16 protein-coding genes are annotated in these 16,704 nt (G+C 71.5%); 11 read left to right on the top strand and 5 right to left on the bottom strand.

Going from position 1 to position 16,704, the window contains the following annotated elements; all coding sequences use genetic code 11:
- Positions 1-31 precede the first annotated feature (31 nt).
- The 10 genes from ABZ717_RS13490 to ABZ717_RS13445 are packed head-to-tail and all read left to right on the top strand — an operon-like array spanning position 32 to position 9,993.
- A complete protein-coding gene (locus ABZ717_RS13490) occupies positions 32-1,552 on the top strand; it encodes a sugar ABC transporter ATP-binding protein (RefSeq protein WP_358509102.1) in 1,521 nt (506 codons plus the stop codon).
- A 14-nt stretch (positions 1,553-1,566) separates the two neighbouring features.
- Positions 1,567-2,577, top strand: coding sequence for an ABC transporter permease (locus tag ABZ717_RS13485; protein WP_358509099.1), 1,011 nt, complete (start codon positions 1,567-1,569; stop codon positions 2,575-2,577).
- A gap of 21 nt (positions 2,578-2,598) precedes the next feature.
- Positions 2,599-3,687 (top strand): zinc-binding dehydrogenase, encoded by a 1,089-nt coding sequence (locus ABZ717_RS13480; RefSeq protein WP_358509097.1) that lies wholly within the window; start codon positions 2,599-2,601, stop codon positions 3,685-3,687.
- The gene (locus ABZ717_RS13475; protein WP_358509094.1) at positions 3,684-4,886 is read left to right on the top strand and encodes a hypothetical protein; all 1,203 of its coding nucleotides are present in this window, start codon (positions 3,684-3,686) and stop codon (positions 4,884-4,886) included. Before ABZ717_RS13480 ends, ABZ717_RS13475 begins: the two co-directional genes overlap by 4 nt.
- A gap of 9 nt (positions 4,887-4,895) precedes the next feature.
- Entirely contained in the window at positions 4,896-5,651 is a 756-nt protein-coding gene (locus tag ABZ717_RS13470; protein ID WP_358509091.1) for an SDR family NAD(P)-dependent oxidoreductase, read from the top strand.
- A gap of 25 nt (positions 5,652-5,676) precedes the next feature.
- A complete protein-coding gene (locus tag ABZ717_RS13465; RefSeq protein ID WP_358509089.1) occupies positions 5,677-6,408 on the top strand; it encodes an FCD domain-containing protein in 732 nt (243 codons plus the stop codon).
- On the top strand, positions 6,405-7,550 hold the full coding sequence (dgoD, locus tag ABZ717_RS13460) for a galactonate dehydratase (protein WP_358509086.1): 1,146 nt from the start codon (positions 6,405-6,407) through the stop codon (positions 7,548-7,550). Before ABZ717_RS13465 ends, dgoD begins: the two co-directional genes overlap by 4 nt.
- A gap of 16 nt (positions 7,551-7,566) precedes the next feature.
- On the top strand, positions 7,567-8,427 hold the full coding sequence (locus ABZ717_RS13455) for an SMP-30/gluconolactonase/LRE family protein (protein WP_358509083.1): 861 nt from the start codon (positions 7,567-7,569) through the stop codon (positions 8,425-8,427).
- The gene (locus ABZ717_RS13450) at positions 8,424-9,404 is read left to right on the top strand and encodes a sugar kinase (RefSeq protein ID WP_358509080.1); all 981 of its coding nucleotides are present in this window, start codon (positions 8,424-8,426) and stop codon (positions 9,402-9,404) included. Before ABZ717_RS13455 ends, ABZ717_RS13450 begins: the two co-directional genes overlap by 4 nt.
- Complete coding sequence (locus ABZ717_RS13445; protein ID WP_358509077.1) at positions 9,397-9,993, top strand: bifunctional 4-hydroxy-2-oxoglutarate aldolase/2-dehydro-3-deoxy-phosphogluconate aldolase; 597 nt, start codon at positions 9,397-9,399, stop codon at positions 9,991-9,993. Before ABZ717_RS13450 ends, ABZ717_RS13445 begins: the two co-directional genes overlap by 8 nt.
- Positions 9,994-10,010: 17 nt before the next feature.
- Here ABZ717_RS13445 and ABZ717_RS13440 read toward each other — a convergent pair whose 3' ends face one another.
- The 5 genes from ABZ717_RS13440 to ABZ717_RS13420 form a co-directional block, all read right to left on the bottom strand.
- Positions 10,011-11,108 carry a M20 family metallopeptidase gene (locus tag ABZ717_RS13440; protein WP_358509074.1) on the bottom strand — a complete coding sequence of 366 codons (1,098 nt, stop codon included), beginning with the start codon at positions 11,106-11,108 and terminating at the stop codon, positions 10,011-10,013.
- 42 nt (positions 11,109-11,150) lie between these two features.
- The gene (locus ABZ717_RS13435) at positions 11,151-12,401 is read right to left on the bottom strand and encodes an AI-2E family transporter (RefSeq protein WP_358509071.1); all 1,251 of its coding nucleotides are present in this window, start codon (positions 12,399-12,401) and stop codon (positions 11,151-11,153) included.
- 293 nt (positions 12,402-12,694) lie between these two features.
- The gene (locus tag ABZ717_RS13430; RefSeq protein ID WP_067604217.1) at positions 12,695-13,087 is read right to left on the bottom strand and encodes a VOC family protein; all 393 of its coding nucleotides are present in this window, start codon (positions 13,085-13,087) and stop codon (positions 12,695-12,697) included.
- Between the two features lie 88 nt (positions 13,088-13,175).
- Positions 13,176-13,385 carry a hypothetical protein gene (locus ABZ717_RS13425; protein ID WP_358509069.1) on the bottom strand — a complete coding sequence of 70 codons (210 nt, stop codon included), beginning with the start codon at positions 13,383-13,385 and terminating at the stop codon, positions 13,176-13,178.
- A 105-nt stretch (positions 13,386-13,490) separates the two neighbouring features.
- Entirely contained in the window at positions 13,491-14,006 is a 516-nt protein-coding gene (locus ABZ717_RS13420) for a pyridoxamine 5'-phosphate oxidase family protein (protein WP_358509067.1), read from the bottom strand.
- A 131-nt stretch (positions 14,007-14,137) separates the two neighbouring features.
- Here ABZ717_RS13420 and ABZ717_RS13415 point away from each other — a divergent pair, with 131 nt between their 5' ends.
- Positions 14,138-16,693, top strand: coding sequence for a M14 family zinc carboxypeptidase (locus tag ABZ717_RS13415; RefSeq protein WP_358509065.1), 2,556 nt, complete (start codon positions 14,138-14,140; stop codon positions 16,691-16,693).
- Positions 16,694-16,704 lie beyond the last annotated feature (11 nt).

Below are 16,704 nucleotides of genomic sequence, written 5' to 3'. Positions count from 1 at the left end.
GTCCATCCTTCGTCCCATCCATGGAGCACCCATGAGCGACAACCCCGTCGAGGCGGCACCCGCCACGAAGGTCGTGGCCCGCGTGCGCGGCGCGACCAAGAGTTACCCCGGAGTCACCGCCCTGGACCACGCGGACTTCGAGATCCACGCCGGAGAGGTCCGCGCCCTGCTCGGCCGCAACGGAGCCGGCAAGTCCACCCTGATCCGGCTGCTGGCGGGGGTGGAGACCCCCGACGAGGGCGAGATCGAGATCGGTGACCTCCCCCTCGGAGAGGGTGGGATCCGCCGTTCCGCCGAGCTCGGCGTGGGCACCGTCTACCAGGAACTCAGCCTGGTCCCGGAGCTCTCGGCGGCGGAGAACCTCTACCTCGGGTCCTGGCCCAAGGGACGTGGACGCATCGACTACGCCGCCATGACGTCCGGGGCCGAGGAGATCTTCACCGAACTCGGAGTGCGCATCTCTCCCGGCACCCGCGTCGGAGAGCTGCCCCTGGCCCAACAACAGCTCGTCGAGATCGCACGCGCCTTCCGGTCCCGGCCCCGACTCCTCATCCTGGACGAACCCACCAGCGCCCTGGCCGCGGCCGAGGCGGAGGCCGTCCTGGAGGCCGTCACCCGCGTGGCCGCACGCGGAGTGGGCGTCATCTACGTCAGTCACCGCCTGGACGAGATCCGCCGCGTCGCCGACACCGTCACCGTCATGCGCGACGGCGCCATCGTGGAGACGGTGCCGATCCAAGGCGCCACCACCGAGCGCATCGTCTCCCTCATGCTCGGCGAACGCGCCGAGGAGGCGGAGACCGTGCCACGGCGTCGGAGTCCCCTCTCGGACACGCCCTTGCTGTCGGTCCGCGACCTGGCGGTCCCGCCCAAGGTCGAGAGCGTCTCCTTCGACCTCCACCCCGGTGAGGTCCTGGGCCTGGGCGGCCTCATGGGGTCCGGGCGCACCGAACTCCTGCGCGCGCTGGCCGGGTTCACCCCGTCCCAGGGCACCGTAGAGGTGGACGGCGGGCCGGTGGCCCGCCCCACCCCGCGCACGATGCGGCGCCTGGGCGTGGGCATCACCCCCGAGGACCGCAAGGGAGAAGGCGTGGTCCCCCTTCTCGGAGTCTCCGAGAACATGGTCATGACCTGGTACGGAGGGGCGTCCCGGGCCGGGACCGTGCTTCCCTCACGGGTCTCCTCCATCGGACGCGACCTCATCGATCGGCTGTCCATCAAGGCGGCCACACCCGAGACCCCCATCGTCAACCTCAGCGGCGGCAACCAGCAAAAGGCCGTCATCGGCCGTTGGCTGCACGCCGGAAGCCGCATCCTGCTCCTGGACGAGCCCACCCGCGGCGTGGACGTGGAGGCCAAGGCCCAGATCTACGCGATCGTCCGCGAACTCGCGGAGCAGGGTGCCGCGGTCCTCTTCGTCTCCAGCGAACTGGAGGAACTCCCGCTCGTGTGCGACCGCGTGCTGGCCCTGCGCGGTGGCCGCCTGGAAGGCGAGTTCACCGGCGAAGACATCACCCTGGACAACATCATGGCCGCCGCGATGGCGGCGTGAAGGGCGAGGTAACAATGACCACCACGACCAAGGTCACCGGCGAAGCGGTCTCCGCCCGTGGCGACCTCATCGGCCGCTACGGCCACCGCCTCAACGAGATCGGCCTCCTGGCCGCCATCCTCATCCTCTACATCGTCCTCGGGCTCTCCGCCTCCGGGTTCCTGAGCATGGACAACCAACTCGGCCTGCTGCGCAACGCCGCGACGATCGGCATCGCGGCCTGGGGCGTCACCCTGGTGATCATCGCCGGGGAGATCGACATCAGCATCGGCCCGGCCGTGGCCTTCGCCTCGGTCATCGTCGCCAAGGGCGCCACGGAGTGGAACCTGGGAGTCCTCGGCGCCATCCTGCTCACCCTGGCCATGGGTCTGCTGTGGGGCGCGCTCGCCGGGTGGCTCAGAGCCCGGTTCAACGTGCCCTCCTTCATCACCACGCTGGGCCTGTGGAGCGTGCTGGGCGGGCTGGCGTTGTACATGACCGACGCGCTACCCGTGCCGCTGCCCGAGAGCGCCCTGTTCGACGTGCTCGGCGGGTCCGTCCTGGGTGTGCCCACGGCCGCGCTGGTCATGCTCGTGCTGTTCGCGGTCTTCGCCTACGTGGCCAAGTACACCGCCTATGGTCGGTCCGTGTACGCCACCGGCGGCAACGCGGCCGCCGCCCAACTGGCCGGGCTCAACGTGGCCCGGGTCCGCATCCTGCTGTTCGCCACCACCGGGCTGCTCGCCGCCATCACCGGTGTGCTGCTCGCCGCACGTCTGGGCTCGGGCAACGGCGGTGCCGCGGCGGGCCTGGAGTTCGACGTCATCGCCGCCGTCGTCATCGGGGGCACCGCGCTCGCCGGTGGACGCGGCTCGCTCGGGGGCACCTTCCTCGGCGTCGTCTTCATCACCGTCATCGCCAACGGTCTGGTGCTGCTCGGAGTCAACTCGTTCTTCCAGGACGTGGTGCGCGGCCTCATCATCGTCGGGGCCGTCCTGATCAACGTCGTCATCAGCCGGCGCAGCGCCGCCAACCGACTCGCCTGACCCGAACGGGGGAACATCGACATGAACGTGACGGACCCGAACACCCCGCCCCCGACCATGCGCGGGGTACGCCTGCCCGGCGACTCCACCGCGGTCGTGGAGACCCTGCCCGTGCCCGAGCCCGGACCCGGCCAGGTCCTGTTGAGGGTCGGGGCCTCGGGCATCTGCGGCAGCGACATCGGCTACATCTACCACGAGCACAAGACCCACCGCGGCGTCGACGGGCCCGCCTACCGCGGCGTCGTCGCGGGACACGAACCCTCCGGGACCATCGTCCAGGCCGGTCCGGGGTGCCGAAGGTTCGGCCCGGGAGACCGGGTCATCGTCTACCACATCGCCGGATGCGGGCTGTGCGACAACTGCCGGCGCGGCTACATGATCAGCTGCACGGCACCCGACCGGGCCTCCTACGGCTGGCAGCGCGACGGCGGCCACGCCGAGTACCTGCTGGCCGAGGAATCGACCTGCGTCCCCCTGCCCGACGAACTCTCCTTCGTGGACGGGGCGCTCATCGCCTGCGGGTTCGGCACCGCCTACGAAGGGCTGCGGCGCATCGGGGTCGACGGCGACGGGGACCTGCTCGTCGTCGGCCTGGGACCGGTCGGCCTGGCCGCCGGCATGATCGGCCGGGGCATGGGAGCCACCCGGGTCATCGGGGTGGAACCCAACGAGCGGCGCCGCGCGTGGGCCGCCGACCTGGACGTCTTCGACACCCTCGCCGCACCGGCGGAGGCGGCCGAGGCGATCGGTCGGGCCACCGCCGGCCGGGGCGCGGCGACGGTCATCGACTGCTCGGGCTCGCGCCCGGGCCGCTCCCTGGCCCTTGAGAACGCGGCCGAGTGGGGACGGGTCTCGCTGGTAGGCGAGGGCGGCACGCTGGAGACCGAGGTGTCCGACACCCTCCTGCACAAGCAGCTCACCCTGTACGCCTCCTGGGTGACCTCGCTACCGGCCATGGCCGAGTTGTCGGTGAACCTGGTCCGGTGGGGGCTGTCCCCGGAACGCGTGGTCTCCGACCGTTTCGATCTCACCGAGGCCGACACCGCCTACCGGCTCGCCGCGGGCGAGAGCCGGGGCAAGGTGTGCCTGGTGAATCGGGAGGAAGGATGAGTCCCGTCGAGGTCCGCCATGAGGGTTCGGGCGCGCGCGAGCTGATCGTGCTCGACAACGGGCCGGTCCGGCTGGTCGCGGCGCCCGGACTGGGCGGCCGCGTCCTGTCGGTCCGCCATCGCGGACACGAACACCTGTACCGCAACTCCCGTCTGCTGGACGAGGACCTGCGCCCCGTGGAAGGCGTGGTGCTCGGCCCGGTGGACGGGCCGATGAGCGCCTGGAACAACGTCGGCGGCGACAAGACCTGGCCCGCGCCCCAGGGGTGGGACGGCCCCCACGAGTGGGCCGGTCCGCCCGATTCCGTCCTGGACTCGGGCCACTACGCCGTCGAGATCGCCTCCGCGCCGGACGGCTCCGTCACGCTCACCCTCACCAGTGGGGACGACCCGAGGTCGGGCCTGCGCCTACGCCGTCGCCTGACCCTGGAACCGGGCGTCGCCGGCTACCGGCTGGAGTTGGAGGCGGTCAACGTCTCCGACACGGTGCGCCGGTGGGCGCTGTGGAACGTGACCCAGATCGACGGCGCGCCCGCCACGAGGGAGGACGCCGGTGGCGTCTTCGTGGGCGTACGAGGGGACGGGCCCCACGTCGTCGCGCTCATCGCCGGCAACGGCCACCCGCGCGTGGTGGAACACACGCCCCGGGTGATGCGGGTGCCCTCGCAGGAGGTCGTCGGCAAGGTCGGCTTCCCCACGGCGTCCGGATGGCTGGCCCACGTGGGCGCCTCGGGCACGCTCACCCAGCGCTTCGACGTGAACGAGGGGGCCGACTACCCCGATTCCGGGTCCCGGGCCGAGGTCTGGTTGGAAGTGCCGGTGGAGCGACCGTTGGAGCACCTGGGCGGGCTGTACCCGGTGGACCGGGTGACCGAGGTCGAGGCACTGGGGCCGCGCACCGAGCTCGCACCGGGGGGACGAACGACCCTGGGCATCGAGTTCGGCTTCGGTGCGGGGGCCGAACCTGTCTCCGAGGTGGTCCCCGACGGCTTCTGGAGCGAGCCACCGCACTGGACCGGGTTCGACGCCCGGGGAGGGCGGCTGGCCGGGACCTTCACCGCCCTGCGTTCCGGCGACCTCCTCCACCGGGCATCCGGACACGTCGTGGCCCGGACCCGGCCGGGAGAGCCGACACACTGGGCCGCCCCGATCCCCGGAGCCGACGAGCACACCGCGACCGACGTCGAGTTCGTACCGTAAGGGAGAGACATGACCAAGACCAGGCACGACGGAGTGACCGCCGTGGTCACCGGAGCGGCACGGGGCATCGGCGAGGCCACCGCCCGCCGCCTCGCCGCCGAGGGGGCCGCGGTGGTGATGACCGACCTGTCCCCGAGCCTGGAGGGGGCCGCCGAACGCATCCGTGCGCGGGGCGGACGCGCGCTGGCCGTGCGGGCGGACGTGAGCGACGAAGCCTCCTGGGATCGGGTCGTGGCCCAGGCCCGAAGCGCCTTCGGTCCGGTGGACGTCCTCGTCTCCAACGCCTACACGTTCGAGGAGGCGCCCGCCCACGAGACCACACTCGCCTCCTGGGAGCGCCAACTGGCCGTCAACCTCACCGGGGCCTTCCTCGGGGTTCGCGCCTGCCTGGACGACCTGATCGCCCGTGAGGGAAGCGTGGTCGTCACCTCCTCGGTCCACGCCTGGTTCGGACTGCCCGGCCGACCGGCCTACGCCACCGGCAAGGGCGGCCTCACCGCCCTGACCCGCCAACTCGCCGTCGAATACGGTCCGCGGGTGCGCGTCAACTGCGTACTGCCCGGGCCCGTCCTCACCGCCGCCTGGGAGGGGGTGGGGGAGGAGGAACGTCGCGCCAGCGTCGCCCAGACCGCCGCGGGCCGCTTCGGGGACCCCGACGAGGTCGCCTCCGTCATCTCCTTCCTGGCCTCCGCCGAGGCCTCCTACGTCACCGGGGCGAGTGTCCCGGTCGACGGAGGGTGGAGTATCTACAAGGCGTCCTCGTGACCGGACGCCTGGAGCGGAGGAAGTGATGGCGGCCTATTCGGGACGCGGTGTGCACGGCCAGACGGTGCGGTTGTTGGGTGAGCGCCTGCTCTCCGGCGGGTTCGGTGAGGGGGAGACGATCGACCTGGTCGCGCTCAGCGAGGAACTCGACCTGAGCCTGACCGCGCTCCGCGAGGCGATCAAGGTTCTGGCGGCCAAGGGCCTGGTGGGCTCGCGGCAGAAGAAGGGGACGTTCGTGCGTCCGCGAGGGGACTGGAACCTGCTCGACCCGGACGTGGTCCGGTGGCGGATCGCCGCCGGGGCGGGCGACGTCTTCTTCCAGGAGCTGGCCGAACTGCGTGACGCCTTGGAACCGGCCGCCGCCCGGCTGGCGGCCGGACGCCGTGAGGACGCCGACGTCGTCGAGCTGCGCGCCGCGCTCGCCGACATCGCGGCCTCGGTCCAGGGACCGGCCGAAGCCGCCGTGCGGGCCGACCTGCGCTGGCACAGGGCCCTGCTGGACGCCACGCACAACGAGCTGTTCACCCGCACGGACGTCTTCTTCGCCGCGGGGCTGTCCGAACGCGACCGCCTGGTCCACGGGGGCGACCATGGCGATCCGGTACCCAGCCACGGCGCGGTCACCGAGGCGGTCGTCGCCGGCGATCCCCTCGCGGCCGAGGCCGCCATGCGTTCCCTGCTGGCCCAGGCCAGGGCGGACCAGCTTCGCGTCACCGAGTACGACGCGACCGAAGATCGACTGGAGAGACCACAGTGAGAATCACCCGTATCGAGACCTTCCTGGTGCCGCCCCGGTGGCTGATGTGCCGGGTGGAGACCGACGCCGGGATCGTCGGCTGGGGCGAGCCCGTGGTGGAGGGCCGGGCCGAGACCGTGCGGGCCGCGGTGGAGGAGCTGTCCGATCTCCTCCTGGGCCAGGACCCCGCCCCCATCGAATACCACTGGCAGCGACTCACCAAGGCCGCCTTCTACCGGGGCGGGCCGGTGCTGTCCAGCGCGGTCGCGGGGCTCGACCAGGCGTTGTGGGACATCGCGGGCAAGACCCTGGGCGTTCCCGTGCACCGACTCCTCGGCGGCCCCGTCCGAGACAAGGTGCGCGTGTACGGCTGGGTCGGCGGTGACGACCCGGCGGAACTGGCGGACTCGGTCGCCGCGCGCGTGGAGTCCGGTCTGACCGCCGTGAAGATGAACGCCTCGGGGGTGATGGGCCGCTCGGCCACCGTCCGCGAGCTCGACGGCGTCGTGGAGCGGCTGGCCGGGGTACGCGAGGTACTGGGCCCGGACCGGGACGTGGCCGTGGACTTCCACGGCCGCTTCAACGCGGCCACCGCACGCCGGGTCCTGCCCCTGCTGGAACCCCTGCGCCCCATGTTCGTGGAGGAACCCGTGCTGCCCGAGTACGGGCACCTGCTGGGCGACGTCGTACGGTGCAGCCCGGTGCCCATCGCCACGGGAGAGCGCCTGTTCGGCCGCGGCGACTTCCTCCCCGCCCTCCAGGCCGGCATCGCGGTCGCCCAACCCGACCTGTCCCACGCGGGAGGGATCTCCGAGGTGCGCAGGATCGCCTCCCTGGCCGAGACCTACGACGTCCTTCTGGCACCGCACTGCCCGCTCGGCCCCCTGGCCTTGGCGGCGAGCCTCCAGGTCGCCTTCGCCACCCCCAACTTCCTCATCCAGGAACAGAGCATCGGCATCCACTACAACCGGGACGCCGAACTGCTCGACTACGTCCTGGACGCCGACGTCTTCGCCTTCCCCGACGGGCACATCCACAGGACCGACGCCCCGGGGCTGGGCGTGGACGTGGACGAGGACGCGGTGCGAAGGGCGGACCGGAAGGGCCACCGCTGGCGGCCCCCGCTGTGGACCCACGACGACGGCTCCTTCGCGGAGTGGTGAGGAGGAGGTGACACGGATGCGACACGAACCTTGGAGTACGGACCGCTTCGAACTCGGGGAGGGCCTGCGCCTTCATGGACCGGATCTGCTGATGGTGGACATCCTCACCGGCAGGCTCCTGCGGCTCGACCCCGGCCTGCCCGGATCGGCCCAGGTGCTCGTCGACCTGGACGTGCCCTTGGGCGCGGTCGCCCCCGTACGGGACCGGCCGGGAACCTACGTCGCGGCCGCGGGCACCGGGGTGGCGCTGCTCGCCGAGGGCGCCCGACCCCGATGGCTGGCCAGGCCCGAGGACGAGGCGGCCACACCGATGAGGATGAACGACGGCTGCTGCGACCCCCAGGGGAGGTTCTGGGCCGGGTCGATGGCCTATGACGGCACACCCGGCGCAGGTGCGCTCTACCGCGCCGACCCCGACGGCGGGGTCACCCGGGTCCTGGACGGCTACACGGTCCCCAACGGACCGGCCTTCACCGCCGACGGCTCCCGCATGTACCTCGCAGACAGCGCCGCGGGCAGAATCGACACCTACGAGGTCTCCGCGACCGGGGAGCCCACGAACCCGTCCGTCTTCGCCCGCGTCGACGAGGGTGGCCCCGACGGGATGCAGGTCGACTCGGAAGGACACCTGTGGGTCGCCGTCTGGGGAGCCGGTCGGGTGCACCGCTACGACCCGGACGGAACCCTGGAACGCGTGGTCACCCTGCCCGCCGCCCAACCCACGAGCGTGTGCGTCGTGGACGGGCCGCGACCCCGGATGTTCGTCACCTCCGCCACGGTGGGCCTGAGCCACCCCGGCCCCTTCGACGGCGCGCTCTTCGCAGTGCCCGTGGACGTCGGCGCCCCGCCGGTCCGGTACTTCGGAGGGAACCCGTGACGCACCGAGTGACCTGTGTCGGTGAGACCATGCTGCTGCTCACCGCGACCGAACCGGTCCCCCTGGACCGGGCACCGCACCTGGCGATGGGCGTCGCCGGCGCCGAGTCCAACGTCGCCTGCGGACTGGCGGAACTGGGCCACCGGTCCGCCTGGCTGAGCGCCGTGGGCGACGACCCCTTCGGGCGGGTGGTCACGCGGAGCGTGGGACATCGGGGCGTGGACGTGTCCGGTGTCCGAGTCGACCCCGAACGGCCCACGGGCCTGATCGCCAAGGACCCCTCGCCCTCGGGGAGCACGGTCCACTACTACCGGGCGGGATCGGCGGCCTCGGCGCTCGGGCCCGAGATCGCCGATCACCCCCATGTCCGCTCGGCCGGGACGGTGCACCTGTCGGGCGTCACCCCGGCCCTTTCACCCGAGTGCGACGCCCTCGCCGAGCGCCTGCTCACCGACCCCGACGTGAGGGTGAGCTTCGACGTCAACCACCGGCCCCGGCTGTGGAGCCCCGGGCGGGCGGCCACCCGTCTGCTGGAACTGGCCCGGCTCGCCGACCTCGTCTTCGTCGGCAGGGACGAGGCGGAGGAACTGTGGGGTACCACCACGGCCCGCGAGGTGCGCTCACTCCTGCCCGACGTGGACCGTCTGGTGGTCAAGGACGCCGAACACGGGGCCACCGCGTTCGACGGTGACACGGAACTCCACGTACCCGCACCGGTGGTGCAGGTCGTCGAACCGGTGGGTGCCGGAGACGCGTTCGCCGCCGGGTACCTGGCCGGTGAACTGCGCGACCTGGACACCACGGGCCGCCTACGACTGGGGCACCTGTGCGCGGGGCGTGTCCTACGGGTGACCGGCGACCTCGCCGCCCCACCCCCTCCGGAACAGGTGGATGAACTGTTGTCGGTCCCCGACGAGCGGTGGATCGACCGAGCCTCCGCGGCGATGGCCGCGATGAGAGGAGACGACCATGAGTGACGAAGGTCTGGACGGCCTGTTCACCGGACACAGCGTGCTGGCGATCCTGCGCGGCATGCCCGTGGACACCACCGTCGCGTTGGCCGAACGCGCCTGGGAGCTGGGTGTCACCGCGATCGAGGTACCCGCCCGGGACGAAGCGGGTCTGGAGGCGTTGCGAGCGACCGTCCGGGCCGGGGCCGAACGCGGCCACCCCGTCGGCGCGGGCACCGTGATCTCCACCGAGCAGGTCCGAGCCGTGGCCCTGGCCGGCGCCGCCTTCACCGTCGCCCCGGGCTTCGACGCCCAGGTGATGGCCGCCTCGGAGGCCGCGGGCCTGCCACACCTGCCCGGGGTGGCCACCCCGAGCGACGTCCAGGGCGTGCTGAAGGCGGGCGGGCACTGGGTGAAGGCCTTCCCCGCCACGGCCCTGGGCACGGAGTGGTTCCGTGCCATGCGCGGGCCCTTCCCCGACGTGCGGATCGTCGCCACCGGCGGCATGGACGCCCGCAACGCGCGGGAGTACCTCGACGCGGGGGCGCGGATGGTGGCGGTCGGCTCGGCACTGGCCGACCCCGACCAGATCCCCCTCCTCGCCGAACTCCTCTGATCCGGTGACTCCGTGGGTCAGGTGCGGATCGCCCTCACCAGGTCGGCGGCCAGCCGCGCGCGCTCGACCATGGAGTCCACCACCAGGTACTCGTGGTCGGCGTGCGCGCCGCCTCCGACCGCGCCCAACCCGTCCAACGTGGGCACGCCCGACGCCGCGGTGAAGTTGCCGTCGCTGCCACCGCCCACCGCTACACCCTCGATTCCCGGCAGCGACCACCGGGCCTTCGCCAGCAGCTCCGCCGCCCCCTCCGGCGGCATCGGCGGCCGGTTCACCGAACCCGTCACCGTGAGCTCCGCGCCCGCCAGGACCGGGCTCAGATTCGCGAACGCCGTCTCCACCCGGTCCTTCTCCGCCGCGGAGGGCACACGCACGTCCACCACGATCGTGGCCTCCGCCGGCACCACGTTGTCGGTGGTCCCCGCCGCGGCCACGGTCGGCGTCACCGTCGTGCCCACCTCTGGGCGATCCAACGCGGCGATCGCCAGGACCTGGTGGGCGGCTTCCACCAGCGCGTTCACGCCCGCCTCGGGTTCCAACCCGGCGTGTGAGGCCACGCCGCGCACCGCCACCTCGAACGTCCCGCAGCCCTTACGGGCGACCTTCAGGTGCCCGTCCGCGGTGGCGCCCTCGAACACCAGCACCGCGTCGCACGCCCGCGCCCGCTCCTCGATGAGCGCCCGCGAGTAATGCGAGCCGACCTCCTCGTCGGCGGTCACCAACAGCTCCACCCCGGAGGGATTCTCCAACGTGGCCAGACCGTGGATCGCCTGCACCAGGCCGCCCAACATGTCGTAGACACCGGGGCCCGTGGCGTGACCGCCCTCCACCCGGAACGGGCGGTGCTCCAGGGTGCCCAAGGGGAAGACCGTGTCGTGGTGGCCGAGCACCAGGACCCGGGGCGTACCCCCGCCCGACCAGCGCACGTGCGTCCCGGCCGGCCCGTCCACGAGGGTGGCGCGCCCGCCCAGGCGGTGCTCGACCAGCGCGGCCACCGCCTCGGCCGACCTTCGCAGAGCGGCGAGGTCCCGGGAAGGGGACTCGACCTCCACGAGCGTCCGCAGGTCTTGGAGCATGGCGTCGACGTCGAGGTCGGTATCTTCGCGCTTGATCATGGAGTCAGGTTACGGGCCCGGCACCGGAGCCACCTCGGTGTACTAGGGCGTAGGTGTACCGTCCGGCTCGGAGAGGGGCGCGGTGTCCGGCCCGCTCCCCGGGCGTTCGCGCAGCAGCGCCGCCAGCACCGCGGCGATCGGGGTGGCCAGGAACAACCCCGCGACGCCGCCGAGGAAACCACCGACGGTGAGCGCGATCAACACCACGGCGGAGGGCAGGTCGAGGGATCGGCCGTAGACGCGCGGCGCGAAGACGTTGCTCTCCAACTGCTGCACCAGCAGCACGACGCCGAGGATGATCAGTGCCACGATCCAGCCCTCGGTCACCAGGGCCACCAGAACGGCCAGAAGACCGCTCACGAACGCGCCGACGACCGGCAGGAACGCCCCGACGAAGGTGAGGACGATCAGAGGGACCGCCAGGCCGGTGTCGATCAACAGGAGCAGCGCGATACCGACGCCCACCGCGTCGAACAGGCCCACCAGCGCCACGCCCCGAACGTAGTGACCCATGACGTCCCAGGTCACTCGGGAGGAGCGGTGCAGGACCGGGCGAGAACGGGGCGGAAACAGCCGCGCGATCCACTCCATGAGCTTGTCGCCCGAGTGCAGGAAGTAGATCGTCAGGACGAGGATCAGCACGATTCCGAGCACGATCCGGGACACGGCGGTGGTCGCCGTCCACGCGCCACTGAGGATCTGGTCGGAGTTGTCCGAGATCAGGGACCTGGCTTGGGCCCAGGCGTTGTCGATGGCCTCGGTGAGCAGGGCCGGATCGAGCCCGAACGGCAGCTGAATCGACCCGATCCGGGCGATGGCCTGGTTGACGCTGTCCACCAGGCCACCGAAGCCGGCGACCGCGGGCGTCACGATCAGGGTGACGGCCACGCTGTAGACGATCAACGCCACGAGCAGGGTGATGGTCGTGGACGCGCCCCGGCCGAACCCCGCGCGTCGGATCATGTTGGGCCGACGCAGCCGGTTGGCCAGCGGCATCAGCAACGCGGTCAGGAACACCGCGATGATCACCGGAAGCGTGACCACGGACAGGTGGATCAGTCCGTAGACCAACAGGCCGGCGAACACGCCGATGATCAACAGCCGCCAGCACGTGTCGCTGACCACGCGCAGGAGGTCACCGGCGCCGGTGTCGTCCCGCGTCTCGGTGCCCTCGTCGACGGGGAGGCTCTCCGCCCGCTCGGCCTCCCGCCGTCGGTCCTGTTCGGTACGGGCCCGGCGGGTCGCGTTCCACCTGTTGGCAAGTGCCCCTACTCCCGGCCACTCGGATCGCACATGGACTCCGTTCTCTCGGTGGTGTCGTCTTCTATGGGGGATACGGGGGGAGAGGGGAGGTGGCCCGGGCCGTTGGGGCGGCACGGGATGGTCAAGAGTCTGCCCGTGCCGCACGGGAGGGTGCCGGATCGTGGCGCGGCGTGTCGTCGTGAAGTGGTGCCCCTCACCACGTGGGGGCCGGCGCTGTTGAGGAGACGACGCGAACGAGGAAGACCCCGCCGTGGGGGTCGGCGGGGTCGTCGGGCGCGTGATGGCGACGGGTCGGGCGGGCGAGCGTCAGGCTCGTTCGGTGGTCAGAACTCGCGCTGGTCCCGGCGCAACGGGTGGTCGTCCGGAACCTGCACCAGGACGATGCGCACCCCGTCCGGGTCGGCGACCCACGCCTCGACCAACCCCCAGAACTCCTTCTGCGGGGGACGCAGCCCCCGGGCGCCCAGGGCGGTCACCCGGGCGTACTCGGCGCGCACGTCGCGCACCTGCAACCACAGCGACATCGACGGCACCCCGGAGGATTCTGCGTGCCCGGACACCTCCAACAGGCCGTTGCCGAGGAAGAACACGGTTCCTGGCGCGTCGGGCGGCCCGAACTCGCGGTGCACGCCGAGTTCGAGCACGTCACGGTAGAAGGAACGGCTACGCGTCGGATCGGTGGGGTGGATCATCACGCGGCTGCTGAGAACATCCATACCCGACATCCTGCCCGTTACGGAAGCGCGGGCCCAAACGGCACTCCGTTTCGTGCCCCCGGTCGCGAAACCGCCCCGGAGCCGCCGCTCACTCCGAGGGCTGGGGGAGCGTCGGGCACTCGATGGTCGGGTTGACCCCGAGGTAGTTGAGCGGGCCGACGAAGACGGTCACCACGGTGCTGCCCAGCGTCGAACAGTTGGTGTCCGCTGGACTGAAGTAGCCGCGTTGGAAGGCCGCTACCAGACCGATCACCAACCACAGCACGACGAGGACGGAGAGAACGATACTGATGCGCACTAATGCCTCCCGGGGGTGGAGCCGTTGCGATCGTCGGGGTCTCGAATTTCTTGGGAAGACCTACCCCGCGATCCCCGATCCTCACCTACGAGCGCGTCCCCGTGGTCATGGGCGCTCGAACCGCCAGCGGGTGGGGCCGTGGTCGGTGGTGTCGGTGGGAAAGGCGTACACGGTGCTCGGCCGTACCGCGTACACCGCGTAAGGCGGGGGACCGGCGGTGGGGGCTCCGTCCGGGCCGACCAGCAGATCTCCCTCGGATAGCGGGGCCCACCCATAGACCACCGGGTAGGTCTCGGCGACCACGCGCACCTTCTCGGGGTCGCGTACCCGTTCCGCGGGGCCCTCCACCACCACGTCCCAACGGCCGGTGGACACGGCCAGACTCACCGGTGCCCCCTCGGTCAGCGATCGCGCCTTCGCGCTGTCCGGCCCGCACGCGAAGTGGGGCAGTCCGCGCGACCACACCGCGAGCAACGGCCGCGTGTGCGGGGCCGAGCCGGTGCGAGTGACGGTCAGCCAGTAGGTGCCGGTCGTCTCCGACAGCTCCCGCGACATCGCGGTCCAGGCCGCCGCCGGAGCGTCGATCAGTGCTTCGGTACCGGTGGGGAGGTGCTCGTCCATGGTGCGCACCCTAAACGGGGGCACCGACATTCCGGCAGAGGTCGCGGGTGGACACGGAAAAGTCGACCCTGGCCGTCTTGTGGCAGCCCCACCGGACAGGTAGGAACGTCGAAGACCACAGGAGGAGCCTCGTGCACAATCCCCCCGATAGCCGCACCGCCCGTCCCGTAGCACTCGCCGGAGCCACGGCCGCGTTCGCGGCCCTGTGCCTGATGGCCGCGCCCACGCCCGCCCTCGCCGAACCCCGCGACGACGCCAACGGCCCCGAACGCGACGAGGTCGCCGCCGGTGCGGAGTCCCTGACCGCCGAACCGTTGGCCGAGCCCCCGTCCGCGCCCGGGGTCGAGGCGGACGCCGCCTACCCGCGTCAGAACGAGCTTCCCGTCCCGCCCGAGGATCCCGACGACCACTCCGTCAAACTCGGACTGGTCCCCTTCCACGACATCGCGCCGACGCTCAACGACCTACAGGAGACCTCCGACCGGGTCAGCGCCGAGATCATCGGTGAGTCCGTGCAGGGACGCGACCTGTACCTGGTCACCCTCACCGAACCCGAGACGCGCGCCGAGGCCCGCCATCAGCGGCGCATGCGCGAGCTGATCTCCGAGAACCCCGATCGGGCCGCCCGCGACCACACCCTGATCGACCGGTACAAGACACCGGTGCACGTCAACGCCAACATCCACGGCAATGAATGGGAGGGCACCGACGCCTCGCTGCGCGTCATCGAGGAGCTGGCCACCGCCGAGGACGAACGGACCGAGGAACTGCTGGAGTCCTCACGTCTGTACTTCACCGTCACCGCCAACCCGGACGGTCGGGTGGCGGGCACCCGCGCCAACAGCGCCGGGTTCGACCTCAACCGTGACTTCGTCACCGTCTCCCAACCGGAGTCGGCCGCGATCCGTCAGGTCATGATCGACACCCGGCCGGTGGTGATGATCGACCAGCACGGGTACGTCAACGGCACCCTCATCGAACCCACCACGCCGCCGCACGGCCAGAACTACGAGTACGACCTGTTCATCAAGAACACCTACGCGAACGCCATAGAGATGGAGCAGGCCGTCCTCGACCTGGGGTACACCCCCGAGGAGGACGGGGTGGAACCGCCACAGATCCCCTTCCGGGACCAGGAGGACGGCTGGGACGACTGGCCGCCCATCTTCACCCCCATGTACGCCCCCTACCAGGGCGCGGTCGCCGCGGCCACCATCGAGTTTCCGATGCGGGTCAACAACGCCGACTACGACCTGCCGGAGGAGGAACTGCGGCGGCGCAGCGCCATCAACACCGACATCTCAGCCGCCACGATCGAGGCCACCCTGGACTACGCCCAGGACAACCACGAAGAGTTGGTCGGTGACCAGATCGAGGTGTTCCGTCGCGGGGCCAACGGTGAGGAACAGGTCGTCCCGCCCCGGGATTGGGTGCCGGGCTTCGGCCCCGAGGACGTGTACACCACCGACTTCCCACGTGGTTACGTGATCCCCGCCGGGGAGGGACAGAGATCCGTGCCGGCCGCCGCACGCCTGGTCGACTTCCTCGTCGCCAACGACGTGCGTGTCCAACGCGCCGACGAGGGGTTCGAGCTGGACGGCGCCGTCTACCCGGCCGGGTCCTACGTCGTGGACATGCATCAGCCCAAACGCGGCATGGCCAACGTCCTGCTGGAGGACGGACGCGACATCAGCGACGACGTGGAGGCGATGTACGACATCTCCGGGTGGAGCCACGGGCGCCTGTGGGGCGCCACCGTGACCGCCGTCGAGTCCGAGCCGCCCACCGGCACCGCGGTGGCGGTCGCCGATCCCACCGGGAGGGTCGAGGGTGAGGGCGACTGGAACCTGCGACTGGACGACGCCGCGGACGTCGCGGCGCTCAACGACCTGGTCGAGGCCGGAGTGGAGCCGGTCCAGGCAGGTCAGGGAACGGTGTGGGTGCCGGCCGAGGCCGCCGACACGGTGGCCGAGGTCGCCGAACGCCACGGAGCGGTGTTCACCGCCGCCGACACCGCACCGGACGGTCCCGTCCTGGGGCCTGTCCGGGTGGCCGTGGCCGGGGCCGCCGACGAGGTCTTCACCCTGGGCGAGCTGGGATTCGACGTGACCACGGTGTCCACCGCCGTGCTCAACGACGGGTTCGACTGGTCCGACATCGACGTGTTGTACGTGGCCGGTGGCCTGGTCCACGGTGACCTGAACGAGGACGCGAGGGCGGCCCTGGACACGTTCCTGGAACGGGGCGGGGTCGTGGCGCGCGGCGCGACCGGGGCCCGGTTCAACGAGGCGGCCGGCCTGTTGGACGCCACCCGTGACTCGGGCCGTTCCGACGCCAACGGTGTGGTGCGTGTGGACGACGGCGACGGGGTCCTGGGTGGGACCGGCGGGTACGGGTTCGTGTACTCGCCCGGGTGGTTCACCGACCTGGGCGACGGCGTCACGGTCGAACAGTCCTACGCGGCCGAGAACCCCTTGGTCGCCGGGCACTGGCGGCCCGGGGCCGATGGCACGGGAGGTCGGCAGGACGCGGCCGGACAGGCGTCCGTGGTCAGCGGGGTCGCCGAACCCGGCGCCGCGGTGGTGCTGTTCGGTACCGAACCGCTGTTCCGCAACCACCCCAAGGGCCTGTTCGGTCAGGTCGGGCAGGCCCTGCACTGGTCGGCCGCCGTCGACGGCGCCGCCTGATCCTCGGCACG

This window comes from Nocardiopsis sp. NPDC006832 (genome assembly GCF_040635885.1).
GTDB lineage: Bacteria > Actinomycetota > Actinomycetes > Streptosporangiales > Streptosporangiaceae > Nocardiopsis.
Note: the sequence above shows the minus strand (reverse complement) of the source record. Positions and strands in the feature narration are given on the sequence as shown.

Bases quoted from the DNA above. Each gene is read 5' to 3' on its own strand.
- ABZ717_RS13490 (WP_358509102.1), top strand. From the start codon at position 32: ATGAGCGACAACCCCGTCGAGGCGGCACCCGCCACGAAGGTCGTGGCC.
- ABZ717_RS13485 (WP_358509099.1), top strand. From the start codon at position 1,567: ATGACCACCACGACCAAGGTCACCGGCGAAGCGGTCTCCGCCCGTGGC.
- ABZ717_RS13480 (WP_358509097.1), top strand. From the start codon at position 2,599: ATGAACGTGACGGACCCGAACACCCCGCCCCCGACCATGCGCGGGGTA.
- ABZ717_RS13475 (WP_358509094.1), top strand. From the start codon at position 3,684: ATGAGTCCCGTCGAGGTCCGCCATGAGGGTTCGGGCGCGCGCGAGCTG.
- ABZ717_RS13470 (WP_358509091.1), top strand. From the start codon at position 4,896: ATGACCAAGACCAGGCACGACGGAGTGACCGCCGTGGTCACCGGAGCG.
- ABZ717_RS13465 (WP_358509089.1), top strand. From the start codon at position 5,677: ATGGCGGCCTATTCGGGACGCGGTGTGCACGGCCAGACGGTGCGGTTG.
- ABZ717_RS13455 (WP_358509083.1), top strand. From the start codon at position 7,567: ATGCGACACGAACCTTGGAGTACGGACCGCTTCGAACTCGGGGAGGGC.
- ABZ717_RS13445 (WP_358509077.1), top strand. From the start codon at position 9,397: ATGAGTGACGAAGGTCTGGACGGCCTGTTCACCGGACACAGCGTGCTG.
- ABZ717_RS13440 (WP_358509074.1), bottom strand. From the start codon at position 11,108: ATGATCAAGCGCGAAGATACCGACCTCGACGTCGACGCCATGCTCCAA.
- ABZ717_RS13430 (WP_067604217.1), bottom strand. From the start codon at position 13,087: ATGGATGTTCTCAGCAGCCGCGTGATGATCCACCCCACCGATCCGACG.
- ABZ717_RS13420 (WP_358509067.1), bottom strand. From the start codon at position 14,006: ATGGACGAGCACCTCCCCACCGGTACCGAAGCACTGATCGACGCTCCG.